This is a genomic window from Arhodomonas aquaeolei DSM 8974 (assembly GCF_000374645.1).
Classification (GTDB): Bacteria; Pseudomonadota; Gammaproteobacteria; order Nitrococcales; family Nitrococcaceae; genus Arhodomonas; species Arhodomonas aquaeolei.
In genome coordinates, this window is the sequence record NZ_KB894817.1 from 37,548 (window position 1) to 58,287 (window position 20,740).

21 protein-coding genes and 1 pseudogene are annotated in these 20,740 nt (G+C 71.9%); 1 reads left to right on the plus strand and 21 read right to left on the minus strand.

The window, feature by feature from the left end:
- Positions 1-4: 4 nt before the first annotated feature.
- From C516_RS0115260 to pyrC, 3 genes are all read right to left on the minus strand, one after another.
- Positions 5-595: an EF-hand domain-containing protein gene (locus C516_RS0115260; protein WP_018719283.1), complete on the minus strand. Its 591-nt coding sequence runs from the start codon at positions 593-595 to the stop codon at positions 5-7.
- Between the two features lie 157 nt (positions 596-752).
- The gene (gene rnt / locus C516_RS0115265; RefSeq protein WP_018719284.1) at positions 753-1,415 is read right to left on the minus strand and encodes a ribonuclease T; all 663 of its coding nucleotides are present in this window, start codon (positions 1,413-1,415) and stop codon (positions 753-755) included.
- 121 nt (positions 1,416-1,536) lie between these two features.
- Complete coding sequence (pyrC, locus tag C516_RS0115270) at positions 1,537-2,586, minus strand: dihydroorotase (RefSeq protein WP_018719285.1); 1,050 nt, start codon at positions 2,584-2,586, stop codon at positions 1,537-1,539.
- 165 nt (positions 2,587-2,751) lie between these two features.
- Here pyrC and C516_RS0115275 point away from each other — a divergent pair.
- Positions 2,752-3,981: pseudogene (locus C516_RS0115275) on the plus strand (argininosuccinate synthase); the annotation flags it as partial.
- A gap of 61 nt (positions 3,982-4,042) precedes the next feature.
- On the opposite strand, the gene C516_RS0115280 reads toward C516_RS0115275, so the two are convergent.
- The 18 genes from C516_RS0115280 to C516_RS0115365 all read right to left on the minus strand — a co-directional run bounded on the left by C516_RS0115280 (position 4,043) and on the right by C516_RS0115365 (position 20,691).
- Complete coding sequence (locus tag C516_RS0115280) at positions 4,043-5,692, minus strand: methyl-accepting chemotaxis protein (protein WP_026321228.1); 1,650 nt, start codon at positions 5,690-5,692, stop codon at positions 4,043-4,045.
- A gap of 158 nt (positions 5,693-5,850) precedes the next feature.
- On the minus strand, positions 5,851-6,369 hold the full coding sequence (locus C516_RS0115285; RefSeq protein WP_018719288.1) for a DUF2478 domain-containing protein: 519 nt from the start codon (positions 6,367-6,369) through the stop codon (positions 5,851-5,853).
- A 73-nt stretch (positions 6,370-6,442) separates the two neighbouring features.
- Entirely contained in the window at positions 6,443-6,889 is a 447-nt protein-coding gene (locus C516_RS0115290) for a DUF1841 family protein (RefSeq protein ID WP_018719289.1), read from the minus strand.
- 37 nt (positions 6,890-6,926) lie between these two features.
- Complete coding sequence (gene nth, locus C516_RS0115295; RefSeq protein ID WP_018719290.1) at positions 6,927-7,571, minus strand: endonuclease III; 645 nt, start codon at positions 7,569-7,571, stop codon at positions 6,927-6,929.
- Complete coding sequence (locus tag C516_RS0115300; protein ID WP_018719291.1) at positions 7,568-8,260, minus strand: electron transport complex subunit E; 693 nt, start codon at positions 8,258-8,260, stop codon at positions 7,568-7,570. Before C516_RS0115300 ends, nth begins: the two co-directional genes overlap by 4 nt.
- Before the next feature lie 8 nt (positions 8,261-8,268).
- On the minus strand, positions 8,269-8,898 hold the full coding sequence (gene rsxG, locus C516_RS0115305) for an electron transport complex subunit RsxG (RefSeq protein WP_026321229.1): 630 nt from the start codon (positions 8,896-8,898) through the stop codon (positions 8,269-8,271).
- On the minus strand, positions 8,891-9,919 hold the full coding sequence (locus tag C516_RS0115310; protein WP_018719293.1) for an RnfABCDGE type electron transport complex subunit D: 1,029 nt from the start codon (positions 9,917-9,919) through the stop codon (positions 8,891-8,893). Before C516_RS0115310 ends, rsxG begins: the two co-directional genes overlap by 8 nt.
- Entirely contained in the window at positions 9,916-11,445 is a 1,530-nt protein-coding gene (gene rsxC / locus C516_RS19765) for an electron transport complex subunit RsxC (protein WP_018719294.1), read from the minus strand. Before rsxC ends, C516_RS0115310 begins: the two co-directional genes overlap by 4 nt.
- Entirely contained in the window at positions 11,442-11,996 is a 555-nt protein-coding gene (gene rsxB, locus C516_RS21205; RefSeq protein ID WP_040409629.1) for an electron transport complex subunit RsxB, read from the minus strand. Before rsxB ends, rsxC begins: the two co-directional genes overlap by 4 nt.
- The gene (gene rsxA, locus C516_RS0115325) at positions 11,993-12,580 is read right to left on the minus strand and encodes an electron transport complex subunit RsxA (protein ID WP_018719296.1); all 588 of its coding nucleotides are present in this window, start codon (positions 12,578-12,580) and stop codon (positions 11,993-11,995) included. Before rsxA ends, rsxB begins: the two co-directional genes overlap by 4 nt.
- 16 nt (positions 12,581-12,596) lie before the next feature.
- Entirely contained in the window at positions 12,597-14,621 is a 2,025-nt protein-coding gene (gene metG, locus C516_RS0115330; protein ID WP_018719297.1) for a methionine--tRNA ligase, read from the minus strand.
- A 300-nt stretch (positions 14,622-14,921) separates the two neighbouring features.
- Positions 14,922-15,725 carry an alpha/beta fold hydrolase gene (locus C516_RS0115335; RefSeq protein WP_018719298.1) on the minus strand — a complete coding sequence of 268 codons (804 nt, stop codon included), beginning with the start codon at positions 15,723-15,725 and terminating at the stop codon, positions 14,922-14,924.
- Between the two features lie 6 nt (positions 15,726-15,731).
- Complete coding sequence (locus C516_RS0115340; RefSeq protein WP_018719299.1) at positions 15,732-16,376, minus strand: glutathione S-transferase family protein; 645 nt, start codon at positions 16,374-16,376, stop codon at positions 15,732-15,734.
- A complete protein-coding gene (locus tag C516_RS0115345; protein WP_018719300.1) occupies positions 16,373-16,825 on the minus strand; it encodes a PaaI family thioesterase in 453 nt (150 codons plus the stop codon). Before C516_RS0115345 ends, C516_RS0115340 begins: the two co-directional genes overlap by 4 nt.
- Positions 16,826-16,910: 85 nt before the next feature.
- Positions 16,911-17,435, minus strand: a complete 525-nt coding sequence (locus tag C516_RS0115350) for a shikimate kinase (RefSeq protein WP_018719301.1) — start codon at positions 17,433-17,435, stop codon at positions 16,911-16,913.
- Entirely contained in the window at positions 17,432-17,947 is a 516-nt protein-coding gene (locus C516_RS0115355) for a GNAT family N-acetyltransferase (RefSeq protein WP_018719302.1), read from the minus strand. Before C516_RS0115355 ends, C516_RS0115350 begins: the two co-directional genes overlap by 4 nt.
- Before the next feature lie 129 nt (positions 17,948-18,076).
- The gene (locus tag C516_RS0115360) at positions 18,077-19,567 is read right to left on the minus strand and encodes a RimK family alpha-L-glutamate ligase (RefSeq protein ID WP_018719303.1); all 1,491 of its coding nucleotides are present in this window, start codon (positions 19,565-19,567) and stop codon (positions 18,077-18,079) included.
- A complete protein-coding gene (locus tag C516_RS0115365) occupies positions 19,564-20,691 on the minus strand; it encodes a peptidase C39 family protein (RefSeq protein WP_018719304.1) in 1,128 nt (375 codons plus the stop codon). The genes C516_RS0115360 and C516_RS0115365 overlap by 4 nt, the downstream gene beginning before the upstream one ends.
- Positions 20,692-20,740 lie beyond the last annotated feature (49 nt).

Below are 20,740 nucleotides of genomic sequence, written 5' to 3' on the forward strand. Positions count from 1 at the left end.
CCCGTCAGCGGTTCCCGGCCGGCGCCCGGCGGGCGGCGAACTCCTCCGGACTGATCCAGCCGTTGCCGTCGGCGTCGATATCACCGAATCCCGGGGCGTTGCCGGCGTTACGCATTGGGTAGCCGTCCTGTGCCCGCTCGCCCATCCGGGTCGCACGGGCCCGGCTGAACTCCGCCTTGCCGATACGTCCGTCACCGTCCAGGTCAAAATCCGCGAACGTGGGCCGTCCGCCCTGCATGCCGGCGCCGGGCCCCTGGCCACCGCCGCGTTTCTCCTCCATGCGGACGCGCTGGCCGGCACGGAACTCCTCCCGTGTCAGCCGGCCGTCGCCGTCGCGATCGAATGACGAGAACGGCGGTGCGTTCGCCGCCCGGCGCCTCCCGGACATGCCGGTCTCGTCGCGTTGCGCCATGCGCCGCTCACGCACGGCGGCGAATTCCGCCTCGCTGATGAACCCGTCGCCGTTACTGTCGTACGTGGCGAAAGGCACGGGGCCGCGGGAGGGGAGGTCGGCCGCCGCGCTGCCGGCGGAGGCGAACATACCGGCGAGGGCGATCGTCACGACGAGGGAGCGGGTGCGTTCACGTGTTGCCATGATGGCCTCCGGAGACACAGTCGAATGACCGTCCGGCCGCCGGCTGTGGCGCGGTGGCCGGTCCCTGTCCCGGGTGGGTGCAGGAGTCAGTATCCGCCTGTCAGGCCCGGCTCACAAGCGGCCTTCGTCGCACCGGGACGATCGCCATGCTGCCGTGTCAGCGCCGGGCGAGGACGGCGTAGTCCGGGAAGCCGTTGAGCTCGTCCCAGCGATTGACGATGGTGCAGAACAGCTCCGCGGTCTTCTCGGCGTCGTAGATCGCCGAGTGGGCCTCGCGCCCGTCCCAGTCCTCGCCGGAGGCCTTCACGGCGCGGGCGAGCACGGTCTGGCCGAAGGCCAGCCCGGCGAGGGTCGCGGTGTCGAAGCAGGAGAACGGATGGAAGGGGTTGCGCTTGACGTCCACGCGCTTGACCGCGGCGTTGAGGAAGCCGAGGTCGAACCAGGCGTTGTGCCCCACCAGCACGGCGCGGGTACAGCCGGTCTCGCGGATCTCCTGGCGCACCGGACGGAAGATCTGGCGCAACGCCTCGTCCTCCGGTTTGGCCATGCGCAGCGGATGATCCGGGTCGATGCCGTTGAACTCCAGCGACTTGGGGTCGAGATTCGCGCCCTCGAAGGGTTCGACGTGGGTGGTGTGGGTCTCCGCCGGGTAGAGACGGCCGTCTTCACCCGCGCGCACGATCACCGCGGCGATCTGGAGCACGGCGTCCGTGGCCGCGTTGAGGCCGCCCGTCTCGATGTCCACGACCACGGGCAGAAAGGATCGGAATCGGTTGGCGATGGGGCGGTCACCCTCGCCGGGGAAGTCGGGCTCGTTCACGCTCGCGGCTCACTCCAGTCACTGTGGCAGTTCGGCAGCCCGCGCGCGGACCGCCGGTGCGGGGAACATCATACACGGCCGGCGGCACCGCCCGCAGGCGTCGTCCGTCGCCGTTCCGTGGCTACCCGGCGTCGTCTGCGTCCTCGACCCGCCAGGCCACCGTGGCACCGGCGCGCAGCGGCACGATCTCCCCGCCCGCCAGCGGCAGCGTCGCCGGCACCGGCGTGTCCTCGCGCACCAGGCGGATGCGCGAATCGTTGCGCGGCAGGCCGTAGAAGTCGGCGCCGTGGTGGCTGGCGAAGCCCTCGAGCCGGTCCAGCGCGCCGACGGCCTCGAAGGCCTCGGCGTACAGCGCCATCGCGAACGGGGCGCTGTAGACGCCGGCGCAGCCGCACGCGTTCTCCTTGGCGGTACGCGGGTGCGGGGCGGAGTCCGTGCCCAGGAAGAAGCGCGGGTCCCCGGAGGTGGCCGCCTCCAGCAGCGCCTCCCGGTCGCGTTCGCGCTTGAGGATGGGCAGACAGTAATGGTGCGGGCGGATGCCGCCGACGAGCAGGTCGTTGCGGTTGAGCAGCAGGTGGTGCGCCGTGAGTGTGGCGCCCAGTCGGTCCGGGCCCTGGCGGACGAACTCGATCCCGGCGGCGGTGGTGACGTGTTCCAGCACCACCCGCAGCCGCGGGTGGCGCCCGATCAGCGGTGCCAGGCGTTCCCCGAGAAAGGCCCGCTCGCGGTCGAAGATGTCCACCCCGGGGGTGGTGACCTCGCCGTGGACGAGCAGCGGCAGGCCCGCCTCGGCCATGGCGGCCAGGGCGTCGTCGCAGCGGTCGAGGTCGGTGACGCCGGAGTCCGAGTTGGTGGTGGCGCCCGCCGGGTAGAACTTGACCCCGTGGACAATGCCGCTCGCCGCGGCGGCCTCGATGTCCGCCGGCGTGGTGTTGTCGGTGAGATAGAGCGTCATCAGTGGCGTGAAGCCGGAGCCCGGCGGTGTATGGCGCAGGATGCGCTCGCGGTAGGCCGCGGCCTTGCCTGCGTCGGTCACCGGCGGTGTCAGGTTGGGCATGATGATGGCGCGGCCGAACTGCCGTGCCGAGGCCGGGACGACATCGGCGAGCACGTCGCCGTCGCGCAGGTGCAGGTGCCAGTCGTCGGGGCGGGTGAGGGTGATCGTCTCCAAGGTCAGCTCCGTCGGGCTCGCTGAGAGGCGGCAGTGCGAATGGCCGTATCAGTATACAGACACGCGGGCGGTTGATTTGTCCCGGCGCGCGTTCGATCATGTCCGGTTTACGGTGCGGACGCGCGAGCGGGATGCGCGCACGGCCGATTCAGGTTCAGCGATTCTAGGGACGACTGCGCGATGAGTGACGTGAAAAAGGTCGTGCTCGCCTACTCCGGCGGGCTGGACACCTCCGTGATCCTGCAATGGCTGCGGGATACCTACAATTGCGAGGTGGTGACGTTCACCGCCGATCTCGGCCAGGGTGAGGAGCTCGAGCCCGCCCGCGAGAAGGCCGAGCGCTTCGGTGTCAACGAGATCTATATCGACGACCTGCGCGAGGAGTTCGTCCGCGACTTCGTCTTCCCCATGTTCCGCGCCAATGCGCTCTACGAGGGCGAGTACCTGCTCGGCACCTCCATCGCGCGCCCGCTCATCGCCAAGCGCCAGATCGAGATCGCCCGCGAGACCGGCGCGGACGCCGTCTGCCACGGCGCCACCGGCAAGGGCAACGACCAGGTGCGCTTCGAGCTCGGCTATTACGGCCTGGAGCCCGGAATCAAGGTGATCGCGCCCTGGCGCGAGTGGGACCTCAATTCCCGCGAGCGGCTGCTGGCGTACGCCGAAAGCCACGGCATCCCGATCGAGGGCAAGACCGAGGACGGCGGCTCGCCGTACTCCATGGACGCGAACCTGCTGCACATCTCCTACGAGGGTGGCGTGCTGGAGGACCCGTGGACGCCGAGCGAGGAGTCCATGTGGCGCTGGAGCGTCGCCCCGGAGCGCGCCCCGGACGAGGGTATGGAGCTGGACATCACCTTCGAGAACGGTGATCCGGTGGCCATCGACGACGAGCGCCTGAGTCCGGCGGAGCTGCTCTCGCGGCTGAACAAACTCGGCGGCATGAACGGTGTCGGCCGCATCGACATCGTCGAGAACCGTTACGTCGGCATGAAGTCCCGGGGCTGCTATGAGACCCCCGGCGGCACCATCCTGCTGCGCGCCCACCGCGCGATCGAGTCGATCACTCTCGACCGCGAGTCCGCGCACCTCAAGGACGAGATCATGCCGAAGTACGCCGAGGCCATCTATAATGGCTACTGGTGGAGCCCGGAGCGCCGCGCCATGCAGGCGCTGATCGATGAGACCCAGCGCACCGTCAACGGCGTCGTGCGGATCCGCCTCTACAAGGGCAACGTCATCGTGGTGGGCCGCCAGTCGGAGACCGACAGTCTCTTCGACGGCAGTATCGCCACCTTCGAGGACGACGCGGGCGCCTACGACCAGAAGGACGCGGAGGGCTTCATCAAGCTTAACGCCCTGCGCCTGCGGGTGGCCGCCAAGCGCCGCGACTGAGGTCGGCACCGCCCGCCGGATGGCGGGCGGGTCCTTCCGCCACGGCCGCGGGATACCGCGCCTAGAATTGTAGCTTCGCGAGCTCGTCGGCCAGCTCCGAGACCAGTCCCCGCTGGCGTCGTGCCGCCTCCCGGATCCGCTCGACACCCTCGCGGGTCTCGCCGGCGACGTCCCGGATGCGCACCACCCCGCGATTGATCTCCTCCGCGGTGGACGCCTGCTCTTCGGCGGCGCTGGCGATCTGGGTGTCCATGTCACTGATGGTGTCCACCGAGCGGGTTATGGCGTTGAGGCTCTCGCCGGCCTCGGCGGAGCGGTTCACGGCGTTGTCCGCCTGGTTGCTGCTCTCGGCCATGCGCGCGGTGGCCTCGCGGGCGCCGCACTGGAAGCGCTCGGTGATGGTGCGTATGTGCTCGGTGGATTCCTGGGTGCTCGCCGACAGCCGCCGGACCTCCTCGGCGACTACCGCGAATCCCCGGCCCTGATCGCCGGCCCGGGCCGCCTCGATGGCGGCATTGAGTGCCAGCAGGTTGGTCTGCTCGGCGATGCCGTTGATGGCCTCGAGCACGCCGGCGATGTCGTCGGACTCGCTGGCGAGCCGTTCCACGGCGCTGCGCGTGTGCGCCAGCTCCCCGGCAAGGGCCTGGATGGCGTCCACCGTCGATTCCACCACCCGGCGGCCGTTGCTGGTCTCGCGGCTCGCCTCCGCGGCCGCGTCGGCTGCGGTTGCGGTGTTGTGGGCAACCTCCTGAACGGTGGCGACCATCTCGTTCATCGCCGTGGCGAGCTGCTCGGCATCCGCCTCCTGGGCGGCCATGCCGTTGCCGGCGGCGTCCGTGACCTCGTTGAGGGTGGCGGCGGAACGCTCGAGCTCGTCGCGCACGCCGGCCGCCTTCTGCAGGGCGCCGCGACAGGTATCGGTGAGGGCGTTGACACTGCGCGCCAGCGCCGTGAACTCGTCGCCGCCGCGGGTATCCAGCCGCGGCGTGAGATCGACGGTCTCGCCGGTCATGGACCGGATGCCCGCCACCGCGCGGTTGAGGGGACGCACGATGCTGCCGATGGCGATGGCCACGACGCCGGCGAGCAGTACCAGAACGAGCCCGACCTGCCACGCCAGGTCCAGCGCAAGGGCCGTGACGGCACCGTCGACGCGGTCCAGGTACACCCCGGAGCCCACCACCCAGCCCCAGGGCTGGTAGAGACGTACGTAGGAGACCTTCTCCACCGGCTGGTCGCTGCCGGGCATGGGCCAGCGGTAGGTCACGAAGCCGGCACCGTCGGATCTGGCGGTGCGTATGAATGCCTCGAAGATGTGCCGGCCGTCGGTGTCGGTCAGCGCGGACATGTCGCGTCCTTCCATCGACGGCCTGGCCGGGTGGACGATCACCCGCGCGTCGAGGTCGTTGATCCAGAGGTACTCCCGCGAGCCGTCGTCGTACTCGTGGTAGCGCATGCTGCGGACCGCCGCCGCGGCCAGCGATTTCGCCCGGGCCTCGCTGATGTCTCCCTCCGCCGCCTGCCGGCGGTAATGGTCGATGACGCCGGTGGCCGCCTCCACCACCTGGCTGACGCCTTCCCGGCGCTCGTCGAGCACCATCTGCCGGGCAGCCACCAGGGCGAGCAGGGCCACGGCGACGAAGCCGATCACGGCCCAAAGCAGTATCGACCAGATGCGCGTGCTCACGCGGAAATTACGAAACGCTTCCATGTCACCCCCGGGGGAAACGGGATTGTTGTTGTGGTCGCCGATCTGTCTCTTCGGCTTCAGGCTGTCGCCCGGTCTCCCTGTGGAAGCGTCCGGCATTCCGGGATGGGGCCGGCTTTTGGTTAAGTCCGGGCCATCGGGATTGCAGGGCGGTGCGGCGTTCAGCCTGGAATCGCGGCCCGGCACCAGGCCGTGATCGCGGCCGGATCCGACGGCAGCCGCTCGGCGAGGCCGCCGGTAAAGCCTTCCCAGGCCTCCGATTCCGCCGGGCGAACCGAGGTGAGCAGGGGAATGCCGTCGGTGACGATGGCGAGTATTTCGTCCGCGAACCCGCGGCCCTTCGCCTCCAGCGGGCCGAAGCGGTCGATGATGATCAGCCCCGGACGTTCGGCACGGAAGCGCTGCAGCCAGGCGGCGGCGTCGGCCAGGGCGGCGGTGTCCAGACTGCAGGCCCGGGAGCCGGCCCCGAGGGCCTGGGAAATGCCGAAACCGCGGTCGCTGCCGATTACCGTCAGGCGCCGGCTCAGTGCGCCGGCGGCGTTATATCTCCGCTGCTGGACGAGGCCGCGCACGGCGACGCCCTTCGCCTGAAGGTCGTCGGCGAGGCCGGCGAAGGTGTCGGAGAGGTCCTCGTCGTCGCCGCGGCGTATCGCGGCGATGTGCACCGTGTCGTTCTGCATGGCCGCGTCCCGGAATGTTGCACTCTACCGGGCCCAGTAAAGCACGGTGCGTGCCCCCATGACTTGACCCGGGTCAGACCTGTGGACCGCGCCCCGCGGCGAGCCCCTCCAGGCAGGTCAGGTAGGCGGCCTCGTCGGGCATGCCGCCCTGGCGCTGGGCTTGCCACAGGGCCTCGGCGAGGCAGTCCATCATGCGGTGCTCCGCGGCCATGCGCTCGCCGTGGGCGCGGGTCAGCGTCTCGTGGATGCGCCGTATCCCCGGTGGGCGGTCGTTCGCCACCTGCTCGCGCAGGGCGATGTGCAGGCCCATGTGCAGGAAGGGATTGGTCTCGCCGTCCTCGGGCAGGTACTCCCGGCCGAGGGCGCGTTCGCCGTCGGCGAGCACGCCGTGGTATTCCGGGTGCTCGGCGACGACCTCCGCGACCAGCCGTTCCATGGGGTCCATGGGCTCGCCGTCCTGTGCCTTGCGCCAGCTCTCCAGGTAGAAACGGCGCATCTGGTTGCGGTCCTGACCCAGCATGAATGCACTCTCCCGGGTGGTGTGTCGGTGGTGGCGCTCACTCGCCGGCGTAATCGGTCTTGTCGTCGAACTCGCAGAGGTCGTGGATCACGCAGGCCCCGCAGCGCGGGCGGCGCGCCGTGCACACGTAGCGCCCGTGGAGGATGAGCCAGTGATGGGCGTCGCGAAGGAACGACTTCGGCGTCCAGCGCGTCAGCCGGTCCTCCACCTCGCGCACGGTGCGGCCCGGCGCCAGCCCGGTGCGGTTGGCGACGCGGAAGATGTGCGTGTCCACGGCGATGGTGGGCTCGCCGAAGGCGGTGTTGAGGATCACGTTGGCGGTCTTGCGCCCGACCCCGGGCAGCGCCTCCAGTGCCCGGCGCTCCCGCGGGACCTCGCCGCCGTGCTCCTCGATGAGGATGCGGCAGGTGGCGATGATGTTCCGCGCCTTGGCGTTGTAGAGCCCGATGGAGTTGATGTAGCCCTTCAGCCCCTCCTCGCCGAGGGTGAGGATCGCCTGCGGTGTGTTTGCCGCCGGGAACAGCTGCGCGGTTGCCCTGTTCACGCCGCGGTCGGTGGCCTGGGCGGAGAGGATCACCGCCACCAGCAGCTCGAAGGGCGTGGTGTAGTTGAGCTCGGTGGTCGGCGCCGGGTTCTCCGCCGCCAGCCGCCGGAATATCCCGGCACGGCGCTCGCGGTTCATGCGGCCGCCTCCCCGCCGGCCGGGGCGCCGGCGCGGGCGTGCCGGCGGCGGCGCTGGCGCGCGTCGATGGCGTTGCGCCCGGCGAGCAGCAGCCCCAGGCCGATGAAGGCGCCCGGGGGCAGGGCGGCGAGAAGGAAGCCGTCGTAGCCCGGCAGCACCGCGATCTCCCAGCCGCGGGCCCAGTCGCCGAGGATCAGGTGCGCGTTGTGGAACAGCGTGCCCCGGCCGAGTACCTCGCGGCCGGCGCCGAGGACGACGAGCACCGCGGTGAAGCCGGCGCCGGTGGCGAGCCCGTCCAGCGCCGCCGGCCCGGCCGGGTGACGGGAGGCGAAGGCCTCGGCCCGGCCGAGGATCGCGCAGTTGGTCACGATCAGCGGGATGAAGATGCCGAGGATGCCGTAGAGGGCGTGGAAATAGGCGTTCATGAGCATGCCGATGACGGTCACGAACGTCGCGATCACCAGCACGTACACCGGGATGCGGACCTCCGCGGGGACCTGGCGGCGCAGCAGCGAGACCGTGGTGTTGGAGGCGAGCAGGGTAAGCGTCGTGGCGAGGCCCAGGCCCAGGGCGTTGACCACGGTCGCGCTCACCGCCAGCAGCGGGCACAGGCCGAGGAGCTGGACCAGGCCGGCGTTGTTGTGCCACAGCCCGTCCGCGAGGATGCGTTGCGCGCCGGGGGTTGCCATGGTCGTCGTCATCCGTCCGTCGTGAGGAGTCGCTCGCGATGCGCGCGGAAGTATACCAGTGCCCGCCGCACCGCGCCGGTCACCGCCCGCGAGGTGATGGTCGCGCCGGTGATGGCGTCGAAGGCGCCGCCGTCGGCGGCCACCCGCCAGGCCTCCGCCGGCGGGGCGCCGAGGCGCCGGCCGTGGAACTGGCGGATCCAGTCGGAGCGGTCCGCCTCGATGGCGTCGCCGAGCCCGGGGGTCTCCTGGTGGGCGATCACCCGCACCCCGGTGATGCCGCCGTCGCGCTGCACGCCGGCCAGCAGCCGGATCGCGCCGCCGTAGCCGTCCGGGGCGACGGCGGTGAAGACCACGGCGATGACCTTGCCGTCGCGCACCGCACGGTAGACCGGCAGGGCGTCGCGGCTGCCCAGCGCCGCCGGCGCCCGCACCTGCAGCGGCGCCTGCGCCGGGGAGCGGTCGAAGGGCCCGGGCGGCAGCACCGCGGTGAGGCGCTCGCGCACCGCGCTCTCGCGGTTGGCGGCGATCGCCGGGGCCGTCTCCCGGTGGGTGAGGGCCACCAGCGCCGCCCCCACCAGCGCGCAGGCGGTGAGCACGGTGGCGGCGATGACCGTCCCGCGGGCGGTGCCCTCAGTCATGGCCGCCCCCGCGGGGGTGGCCATAGATCCGCGGCGGGGTGTAGCGGTCGATCAGCGGTACGGCCATGTTCATCAGCAGCACCGCGAAGGCGATCGCGTCGGGGTAGCCGCCCCAGGTCCGGATCAGCCAGGTCAGCACGCCGATGCCGGCACCGAAGATCAGCCGGCCCCGGGGGGTAGTCGCCGCGGATACCGGGTCGGTGGCGATGAAGAAGGCACCGAGCATGGTCGCGCCGCTGGCCCAGTGGAACCACAGCCCCGGGTGGAGGCTGGGGTCGATGGCCCAGAGGAAGGCCGCGGGCACGCCGATGCCGGCGAGCACGCCGGCGGGGATGCGCCAGTCGGCGGTGCGCGTCGCCACCAGCACGGCGCCGCCGGCGAGGTACAGGCCGTTGATCGCCGCCCAGCCCCGTCCGCCGAGTGCGCCCCACAGCGGTCCCTGGCGGATCTCCGGGAGGGTCAGGGCCTGACCGAGCTGGGTGCGCACGGCGTCCAGCGGCGTCGCCGCGGTCACCGCGTCCACCCCGCCGCCGAAGATGGCGTGGGCGGCGGCGATCGGTCCGGGTGCCCCGCCGGCGAGCCCCGCCGGTGCCGGCCACTGGCTCATCAGCCGGGGGAAGGCCACCAGCAGCACCACGTAGCCCACCATCGCCGGATTGAACGGGTTGTGGCCGAGGCCGCCGTACAGGTGTTTGGCGAACACCAGCCCGAAGGCCGTGCCCAGCACGGCCATCCACCAGGGCGCCAGTCCCGGCAGGCTCACCGCCAGGAGCACGGCGGTGACCACCGCCGACCAGTCGCGCAGGAACAGCGCCAGCGGCCGGCCGCGCAGGTGGAGCATGGCGGCCTCGGTGGCCACCGCGGTGGCCGTGGCCAGGCCGATCTGCCAGAGCACGCCGGCGCCGAAGAACCACAGCTGGCCGAGCACGCCGGGTACCAGCGCGTAGAGGACCAGGCGCATGGTGCCGCCGACGGTACGCGGCGGGCGCAGGTGCGGGGAGACGGCCTGGCGCAGGGTCATGGGCGTCCCCCGTCATCGCCGTCGGATTCCGCCGTTCCGCGGCGGCGGCGCCGTTTCTCCAGGGCGGCCGCGACCGCGGCCTTGCGGGCGTCGCCGCCGCTGCGCGCCTGTGCCTTCTTCTGCTCGCGGCGCTGGCGGCGTTCCTCGGCCTCGCGGGCGAGCCGTGCCTGACGGGCCTCGTAGCGCTCGCGGGCGCGCTCGGCGATGGTCCGGGCCTGGCGGGCGTCCGCCATCTCCGCCTTGCCGTGGCGGAAATACTGGATCAGCGGGATGTGGCTGGGGCAGACGTAGGCGCAGGCGCCGCACTCGATGCAGTCGCCGAGGCCGAGTGCCGCCAGGGTGTCGACCTCGCCGCCACGGGCGTGCCAGTAGAGCTGCTGGGGCTGGAGCGAGGCGGGGCAGGCCTCGGCGCAGGCGCCGCATCGGATGCACGGCAGCGCCGGCTGCGGTGGCGGACACAGCGCCGTGGTGGCGGCGAGGATGCAGTTGGTGGCGGCCACGACAGGCACCGCCGGGTCGGCGACGGTGAAGCCCATCATCGGCCCGCCCATGATCAGCCGGTCGAGCCCCGGCGTCGCCCCGCCGGCCGCCGCGAGGAGGTCGGAGAACGGTGCGCCCAGGGGGGCGAGCACCACCCGCGGGTCGGCGACCGCGTCGCCGGTGACGGTGACGTAGCGGTGGGTGAGCGCACGGCCCTCGACCGCCGCCCGGTGGACGGCCTCGGCGGTGCCCACGTTCTGGCAGAGGATGCCGAGCGTGGTGGGCAGGTCGCCGGCGGGGACCTCCTGGCCGGTGAGCGCCTGGACCAGCTGGCGCTCGCCCCCGGCCGGGTAGCGGGCCGGGACGGTGACCACCTCGACGTCGTCATCCGCCGCGGCGGTCACGGCCTCGAGGGCTGCCTCCGCGTCCGCCTCCAGGGCCACGACGATGCGCCCGGCGCCGACGGCCCGGGCCAGCAGCCGGCCGCCGGAGAGCACGGCCGCGGCGCGGGTGCGCATGAGCATGTCGTCGCAGCTGATCCAGGGCTCGCACTCCGCGCCGTTGAGGACCAGCGTGTGCACCCGCCCGGCGGCGTCCGCGAGCTTCGCGGCGGTGGGGAACCCGGCGCCGCCGAGGCCGGTGATGCCCGCGGCGTGGACGCGCGCGCGCAGCGCCGCCGGGTCGGCGCCGGCGTCCAGGGCGGGCCACGCGGGCTCGGCCGCCGCGTCGGGGTCCGTCTCCAGGACCAGGCTGGTCACGGCCAGATTCGAGGGGTGGGGCGCGGGATGCGCGGTGATGGCTGCGACCCGCCCGCCCGCCGGGGCGTGCAGCGGCGGCACCGCCGGGTCTTCGCCCTCGGCCAGGCACTGGCCCGCGCGCACCCGCTCGCCCTCGCTCACGCAGGGCTGCGCGGGGGCGCCGAGGGCGGCGCCCAGCGGCAGGATCAGGCGCTCGGGCAGCGGCACCGCGGTGACCGGGTGGCGGGTGGAGATCGCGCGGTTGGGTTCGAGCCGCAGCCCGCCGGGGAAGCGATGGGCGGCGTTCACGGCCGCCCCGGCTCCGCCGGCAGCGGCCAGCGCCAGGCCCGCACGCCGGTCTCCCGCGGTGCCATGTGGATGCAGTCCACCGGGCAGGGCTCGATGCAGAGCTCGCAGCCGGTGCACTCGTCGCGGATGACGGTGTGCATGTGCTGCGGCGCGCCGACGATGGCGTCCACCGGGCAGGCCTGGATGCACTTGGTGCAGCCGATGCACACGGACTCGTCGATCCAGGCGACCGTGGCCTCGGTCTTGGCCTCGCCGTTGTCCGGGTTCAGCGGCTTGGGCTCGCGGCCGAGGAGCTCGGCCAGGGCCTGCACGCCGGTCTCGCCGCCGGGCGGGCACTGGTTGATGTCCGCCTCGCCGCTGGCGACGGCCTCGGCGTAGGGCCGGCAGCCGGGGTAGCCGCACTGGGCGCACTGGGTCTGGGGCAGGACCGCGTCGATGCGCTCGACCAGCGGGTCGTCGTCGTCACGCAGCCGCCGAGCGCTGAAGCCGAGCAGCGCACCGAAGGCGAGGCCGAGGCCACCGAGCACGAGCAGCGCCGCCCACATGGTCAGCCCCCCGCGGTGACCAGGCCGCTGAAGCCCATGAACGCCAGCGACATCAGCCCGGCGGTGACCAGCGCGATGGCGCCGCCGCGGAAGGGCGCGGGCACGTCCGCGCCGTCCAGGCGCTCGCGCAGCCCGGCGAAGAGCACCAGCACCAGCGAGAAGCCCATCGCCGCGCCGAAGCCGTACAGCGCCGAGGCCACCAGGTCGTGGGCCTGCTGGACGTTGAGCAGGGCCACGCCGAGCACGGCGCAGTTGGTGGTGATCAGCGGCAGGAAGATGCCGAGCACCTGGTGGAGTACCGGGCTGGTGTGGCGGACCACCATCTCGGTGAACTGCACCACCGCGGCGATTACCAGGATGAAGGCGATGATGCGCAGGTACCCCAGCCCGAGCGGGGCCAGCAGGTAGGTGCCCACGAGGTAGCTCGCCACCGAGGAGAGCGTGAGCACGAAGGTCGTCGCGAGCGCCATGCCGATGGCGGCGTCCAGGCTGCGCGACACCCCCATGAAGGGGCATAGCCCCAGGAACTTCACCAGCACGAAGTTGTTCACCAGCACGGTGGACACCAGGATGAGGGCGAGCTCCGTCATGGGCGCGCTCCGCGGCCTACTTCACGCGCATTCCCGCACGGGCGCCGCTGTCCGGCGAGAGCAGCCACAGCTCCTCGCCCCCGGGGCCCGCGGCGAGGACCATGCCCTCGGAGACGCCGAAACGCATCTTCCGGGGCTTGAGGTTCGCCACCATCACGGTGAGCCGCCCGACGAGGGTCTCCGGCCGGTAGGCGCTCTTGATCCCGGCGAAGACCGTGCGCTGCTCGCCGCCGAGGTCCAGGGTCAGGCGCAGGAGCTTGTCGGCGCCGTCCACGTGCTCGGCGTTGACGATCTCCGCGACGCGCAGGTCCACCCCGGCGAAGGTATCGAAGTCGATCTGCTCGGCGATGGGCTCGCCCGGGGCCTGCGCCTGCGCTGGCTTGGTCTGCCCCCTGGGCGCGAGGCTCTCGCGGGATTCGTCGATCATCGCCTGGATGCGGTCGGGATCGACCCGGGTCATCAGCGGCTTGAACCGGTTGATGGTGTGCCCGAGCAGCGGCTGGCGCGCGTCCGCCCAGCGCTGGGGCTCCAGGGCGAGGAACGCCTCCGCGTCCGCGGCCATCTTCGGCAGCACTGCCTTGAGGTAGATGGTGAGCACGCGGAAGAGGTTAATCCCCTGGGTGCAGATCGCCTGCAGCCGGGCCTCGTCCTCGCCGGACTTGGCGATGACCCAGGGCTTCTGCTCGTCGATGTACTGGTTGGCCTCGTCGGCGAGGGCCATGATCTCGCGCACCGCCCGGGAGAACTCCCGGCGCTCGTAGAGCTCGGCGATCTGCTCGCCGGCCTGGGTGAACTTGCGGAACAGCTCCGGCGCGTCGAGGGTGTCGGCGAGGCGGCCGTCGAAGCGCTTGGTGATGAAGCCCGCGCAGCGGCTGGCGATGTTCACCAGCTTGCCGACCAGGTCGGCGTTCACGCGCTGGGCGAAGTCGTCCAGGTTGAGGTCCAGGTCGTGGACGCTGCCGCCGAGCTTTGCCGCGAAGTAGTAGCGCAGGTACTCCGGGTTGAGGTGGCGGAGGTAGGTGTCCGCCATGATGAACGTGCCCCGGGACTTGGACATCTTCTGCCCGTCCACGGTGAGGAAGCCGTGGGCGGTCACCATGGTCGGCTTGCGGAACCCCGCGCCGTGGAGCATCGCCGGCCAGAACAGGGCGTGGAAGTAGAGGATGTCCTTGCCGATGAAGTGGTAGAGCTCGGCCTCGGAGTCCGCCTTCCAGAAGCTGTCGAAGTCCAGCCCGCGCCGCTCGCAGAGGTTCTGGAAGCTCGCCATGTAGCCGATCGGCGCGTCGAGCCAGACGTAGAAGTACTTGCCCGGCGCGTCCGGGATCTCGAAGCCGAAGTAGGGCTCGTCCCGGGAGATGTCCCAGGCGCGCAGGCCCTCGTCGAACCACTCCTGGAGCTTGTTGGCCATCTCCTCCTGGAGCCGGCCGGCGGAGGCCCACTCCCGGAGCATTTCCTCGAAGTCCTGCAGCCGGAAGAAGTAGTGCTCGGACTCGCGCTCCACCGGGCGCTCGCCGGAGATCACCGAGACCGGATCGCGCAGCTCGTCCGGCGAGTAGCTCGCCCCGCAGACCTCGCAGTTGTCGCCATACTGGTCCTCGGCACCGCAGCGCGGGCAGGTGCCCTTGATGTAGCGGTCCGGCAGGAACATCCCCTCCTTGGGGTCGTAGGCCTGGGTGATGGTCTGGCGCTCGATGTGGCCGGCGTCGCGCAGCCGGGCGTAGATCAGCTCGGAGAACTGGCGGTTCTCCTCGCTGTGGGTCGAATAGTAGTTGTCGAAGGCCACCCCGAAGCCGGCGAAGTCCCGCTGGTGCTCCGCGCTCATGCGCTCGATCAGCGTCTCCGGCGTCACTCCCTGCTCGCGGGCCTTGAGCATGATCGGGGTGCCGTGGGCGTCGTCGGCGCAGACGTAGTAGCACTCGTTGCCCTGCAGCTTCTGGAAGCGCACCCAGATGTCGGTCTGGATGTACTCCACCAGGTGGCCGAGGTGGATCGGCCCGTTGGCGTACGGCAGGGCGCTGGTGACGAGGATCTTTCGCGTCATAGGGGGCGTGTTCGCTGACTTCGACAGGAACACCGCATTATGCCAGATGCCGCGGTGGGCATGTTACTGGACGGGAGTGCGCCGGCCATTCTCAGTGTGCAAAGCGCGCCGGTTCGACGATGGTCCAGGGCCAGCGTCGCCCCGTTCCCGAGTGCGGTGTCGCCCCGGCCGTCCATGCGCGCCCGCGACCGGCGGAGGCGTCAGCCCGGTCGGGTAGGTCGTGCGCCGTAGGCGTGCGACGTCCCCGGTGGTGACCCGGTGGGCGTTGCGAAGCCCCGTCGCACACGGCCGGCGGAGGCGTCAGCGCGGACCGGGGATATCGTGGCGGTTCAGGAACGCCTCGATCTCCGCGATCACGGTCTCGGGCGCCTCCCGGTAGGGGGTATGGCCGCAGCCGGGGAGCAAGGCCTGTTCGGCGGGGCCGCTGCAGGCCGCGGCGATGCGACGGACCTGCTCGGAGGTGCCGTACTCGTCGTCCGCTCCCTGCATCACCAGTGTGGGGGCGTGGATGCCCGCAAGGTCGGCCTCGATATTCCAGTCCCGGAAGTCCGGCGCCTGCCAGGTCTGCGTCCACGCGCGGAATATCGTCTCGGTCTTGTCCCCGTGATAGCGCGCGAGCTTCGCCGGCAGGTCGGTCTCGGCGAAGGCGCGTTCGGCGGCGGCGATGCCGGCGAGGGTGTGAGGCTCGACGAAGGCGTGGGCCGCCATGGTCACGCAGGCGCGGACCGGGTGCCGGGCCGCGTACAGTAGGGCGACGCTGCCTCCGTCGCTGTGGCTGACCAGGATGACGTCCGACAGGCCGGCGGCGTCCAGTGCCGCCGGCATCCAGTCGTGGGCCTCGTGGTGCAGGTAGGCCGGCGTGCGGGTGTAGTCGAGGGGATCGGAGCCGCCGTAGCCGAGGCGGTCCCAGGCGAAGGCGTCCAGCCCCAGCGTCTGTCCCAGGCGTGCCGGGAAGTCCCGCCAGAACTCGATGCAGCCGAGCCCCTCGTGGAGGAAGACCAGCACCGGACGCCCGGGCTGCCAGCGTCCGTCACGGCGCCAGGCCGCCGCGCGCAGGCGATGGCCGAGGACATCGAGGTGGAAGTATTCCGGCGTCGCGGCCATCGTCGCCTAGCCCTCCTGCTGCCGGCTCTCCAGGGCCGACTGCTCCCGTGCCCGGGCCCGCGCCAACGCCGGCCGGCCGAGCTGGTGCTCGGCATAGGCCGCGAGGGCAGGCTGTTCCATCGGTGCCTTCGCCGCCCGGGCCCAGGCCAGGGTGTGCGCGGCGAGGATGTCGGCGATGCTGAACCGTCCGCCCACCAGGTGGTCGCGGCCGTCCAGGGCGTCGGCGAGCAGGTCCGCTGCCATCGTGAATTCCCGGCGTGCCGTGGGGATGACGTCCGGCACCCGCAGTTTCTCCGGCAGGGCGAAGCGATGCTTGGCCATGGTCCACAGCGGCTGCTCCAGCTCCGTGGCGATGAAGAACAGCCAGCGCATCAGCTCGGTGCGCCCCTGCGGGTCCGTGGGGGCGAGCCCGGCGTCGGGGTAGGTTTCAGCCACCCACAGGCAGATCGCCGGCGACTCGGTCAGCAGCGCGTCGCCGGTACGGAGGGCCGGGAGCTTGCCCGCGGGGTTGAGCGCACGGAAGCGCTCGCCGCGGTGCTCGCCACGGCCCAGGTCGACCAGGGTGTAGTCGTACGCCGCGCCGGCCTCCTCCAGGGCCCAGACCACGCGGGTGCTGCGGCTGTTCGGGTAGCCGAACACCTCGATCGTCATCGCGTCTCCTCCGTTCCGGTGGGTACGGCCATTACCGAGAGTGTCACCGTGGCCTTGGCCACGAGTCGTTCGTCGCCCGCCGGGGCCGCGCAGTGGACCTCCGATTCGGCCACGATCAGCGTGCGTCCCGGCTTGAGCACCGTGGCCACGCAGCGCAGGGTCTCGCCCCGCGCGGCGCGCAGCAGGTTGATCTTGAACTCGGCGGTGAGCACCCGGAAACCGGGCGCGAGCAGCGTGCCGGCGGCGGCCCCGGCCGTGTGGTCCGCCATGGCGGCCTGGACACCGGCGTGGACGAATCCGTCCTGCTGCAGGTGGCGTTCGCCGAGGCGGATGCGGCTCTCGCAGCGGCCGGCGGCGATGTCCACGGCTTCCAGACCCAGGGTGCGGGCGAACGGCGCCTCATCGAAGATCCGCGCCGTCTCCTCGCGGTTGTATGTCTGCTCGTCCACGTGCCGGTCACCTCGCTGCCGTCACTGCCGGGGAGTGCAGAGCATAGCCGGATGACGTCGCGGCAGGGCAAGCCCGCCGGGGGTGTTAGTCGGGCGCGCCGCGCGCGGCGAGCCCGGATGCCACCTGTTCCATGCACTCGTGCTGACCGAGGCCCGTGCAGTCCACGCAGAGGTCGGCGGCGGCGCGGTAGAGCGGCACCCGCTCGTCGTAGACCGCGCGCAGGCTCTGGGCCGGATCGCGGGCGATGCCCCGGCTGTCCAGATTGTGGATGCGCCGCTCGATCTCCGGCCAGGGTACGGACAGGTAGACGATGACCCCGTCGCGTCGCAGGTGGGCCATCGCCCGCTCGCTGTAGACCGCGCTGCCCCCGGTGGCGATGACGTGATCATGCACCTCGAGCCCGGCGAGGGTATCGCCCTCGATGCGGCGCAGATCGGCGGCGCCGCCGGCGTCCACGATCGCCTGCAGGGAGCGGCCCTCGCGCTGCTGGATGAGCACGTCGGTATCGACGAAGGCCTTGCCCAGGCGCTTGGCGAGGAGCACGCCCACGGTGCTCTTGCCGGCGCCGGGCATGCCGATGAGCACGACGTTGTCGCGTGTCCCGGTCACGGCGCGTCCGTGGCGGCCAGCCCGCGCAGGGCGTCGCCGGTGAGGCGGTAGCCGACCCACTCATCCTGGGCCCGGGCGCCGAGGCGCTCGTAGAAGCCGATGGCCGGGGCGTTCCAGTCCAGCACCGACCACTCCAGCCGGCCGCAGCCGCGCGCCACCGCCAGCCGGGCGAGGGCGGTGAGCAGGGCCTGGCCGATGCCGTGGCCGCGGGCCACGGGGCGGACGTAGAGGTCCTCCAGGTAGATCCCCGGGGCGGCGAGGAAGGTGCTGTAGTTGTGGAAGAACAGCGCGAAGCCGACGGCCTCGCCATCGAGCTCGGCGATGATGACCTCGGCGTAGGGGTGATCGCCGAACAGCGTGTCCATGAGCCGGGATTCGTCGGCCACGACCTCGTGGCTGAGGCGCTCGTAGTCCGCGAGCTCGCGGATGAACGCGAGGATGGTGGGGCAGTCCCCGGGGCCGGCGAAGCGCAGGGCGAGTGCCGGCGTGTCGGTGGCGAGTGCGTTGTCCATGTCGGTCCGTCGTCCGCTGCGGGTGGGTGGTGTCCGGGTATCGGCCGTCCGCGCGGCGGCACCCTCTGCAACGGCACCATCGCACGACATTCGCGGCCCCGCAGTCTACTACGCCGCGGCCCCTGCGGGTCAGGCCGGGCCGCGGTGGCGAGCCTCCAGTCGGCGGATGAACGACTCCAGCACCCGGCGGTAGAGGGTGTCGCCGAGGCAGGCGTCCTCCACCCCGGCGTCCAGGTTGGGGTTGTCGTTGACCTCGATGACCAGCGCACGCCGGCCGGCCTGCTTGACGTCCACGCCGTAGAGCCCCCGGCCGATGAGGTTGGCGGCGCGCACCGCCAGGTGCACCACGTGTTGCGGTGCCTCCGCCACCGGGAAGGTCCGTGCGTCGCCCTCGTCCACGGTGCCGCCCGGGCCGTGGCGCACGATCTGCCAGTGGCCCCGGGGGAAGAAGTACTGGCAGGCGAAGATCGCCTCGCCGTCGAGCACGCCGATGCGCCAGTCGAAGTCGCTGACCACGAACTGCTGGGCGATGATCAGATCCGAGTGTGCGAACAGCCCCGCCGCCGCGTTGCTCAGTGCCTCCGGCGCGGCGACCCGGACCACGCCGCGGGAGAACGAGCCGTCCGGGATCTTGAGCACCAGCGGGAAGCCCAGCGCGTCGCCGGCGGCGGCCAGGTCGTCGCGCCGGCCGCGGTGGAGGATGCGTCCGGCGGGCCGCGGGATGCCGTGGGTCTCCAGCAGGTCCGCGAGATAGACCTTGTTGGTGCAGCGCAGGATGGAGGCCGCGTCGTCGATCACGGGCATGCCCTCCGCCTCGGCGCGCTTGGCGAAGCGGTACGTGTGATTCGATACCGCGGTGGTCTCGCGGATGAACAGCGCGTCGTATTCCGCCAGCCGGCCGTAGTCCCGGCGGGTGATGAGGTCCACGGTCACGCCGAGACCCCGGCCCACGCGCTGGAAGTGGCGCAGGGCGCGGGCGTTCGACGGGGGCAGGCGCTCGTCCGGGTCGTGGAGGATGGCCAGGTCATAGCGCGGCGTGCGCCGGTGCCGCGGCCGCCGCCAGACGTGATGGCTGAAGCGCTCCAGCGCTGCCGCGAAGGCCGTTTCCTGGGCGTCGTCCAGGCGGTTCAGGGACAGGGTGCGCAGCCGTGCGATACGCCAGCGCCCGTCCTGGCGATGCAGCTCCAGGTGCAGCAGCGGCGCGGCGAAGGTCTCGAAGACCTGGCGGGCGAGCTCGCGGAAGCGCGGGTCGGAGGCGGTGCCGAAGAATACGTCCACCTTTATCGGGCCGTCCCCGTCGCCGCTCTCCACCGTCAGCGGTCCGCGCAGGCGCTCGTCCAGCACCGCGGTGTCGAGGCTGTAGATCGCGCGACGGGAGAGATCGCTGATGGTGCGCACGCTGGGGATCACGCGGTGGCCGCGGGCCTCGGCGAGCAGCGAGCAGTAGTAGCCGGTGGAGAGGTAGCGGTAGCCGCGGCAGAGATTGATCACCCGCGTGCCGGGGCCGGCGCCCCGGCAGGCCGGGTCGAAGAGGTAGTCGTCGGCGGTGATCACCTCGCTGGTGGCGGCGTAGGGCGCCCAGTCGCGGCGGTGCTCGACGACGATGAGGGTGCGGGTCACGGTGCCGCCTCCCGCAGGGCCCCGGCAGCGATCACCACCGCCGCACGTTGGCCGCCCCGGCCATAGCGTGCCATGCGCTCGAAGTCGCCGCGCAGTACCGGCAGGTTGATGCAGTCCGTGGCGGTGCGGCCGTCCGCGACGTCGATCCACGGGTCGTTGAGGTAGACATAGCGGGCGTCCGTGCCGGTGACCACGACCCAGTGCGGCGCCCGCTCGCCGTAGAAGCGGTAGAGGCTGATCAGCACCAGCGCCAGCGCGCCGCCGGTGAGCGCCGTGTCCAGGCCCGCGAGGTCCAGGCCGCCGGGGTGCACGGGGATGCCGGCGTCGGCGGCCTCGGCCACGAAGTCCTCGTGCACCAGGCGCAGCACCTCGCGCTTGGCCGGGGTGCGCACGGACTCGACGAACAGCGGCCCGGTGGTGCTGACGTGCACCGCCGCCGCGAACCCGCGCCGGTGGGCGGCCAGGGCCAGGCCGTAGGGGCCGCAGCCGCCGTGGCCGGAGGTCATGAAGATGGTGGTCGCCTCGCGCCAGAGCCGCAGCTCCAGGCGCCGCCCGGGGACGAGGGTCGGGCGGAGCGCGTGCATGGCCATGATCAGCGCGGCCGGCCCGCAGGTGAACTCCAGGGTCTGGGCATAATAGGGCACGGACCGCGGCGGTCGGGCCGTGCTGTCGGTGAGCCGGCGCTCGTAGCGCAGGGCCGGGGCGTGGTCCTCGTAATAGTCCGGCAGCACACCGAAGCGGCGGTAGCCGAGATGCTCGAACAGTGTCCGCGAGGCGGTGTTGTCGGGCCGGATCTCCAGGCGCAGGGCGGCGCAGCCGGCGTCCAGCGCGGCCGCCTCCGCGCCGGCCACCAGCCGCCGGCCGAGGCCCTGGCCGTGGTGGCCGGGGGCCACTGCAATGGAGTACAGCCGGGCGAGCGATGTGCCGCGGCGGTAGAGCACGGCGGCGTAGCCGGCCACCCCGGTACCCGTGACCGCCACCAGGACATCCGCGTGCGCGCGGGTGAGCAGGTGGCGGAGGCTGCGGCGGCTGAGGCGGTCGCCGGTGAACGCGGCGGCCTCGATACGCTCCAGTGCAGCGAGGTCCGGTGTCTCGGCGGTGCGCAGCTCGAAGGGCTCAGGCATGGCGACATCCCTGTTTTACCGGAGTCTAGCAGCCTGCCGGACCCGGATG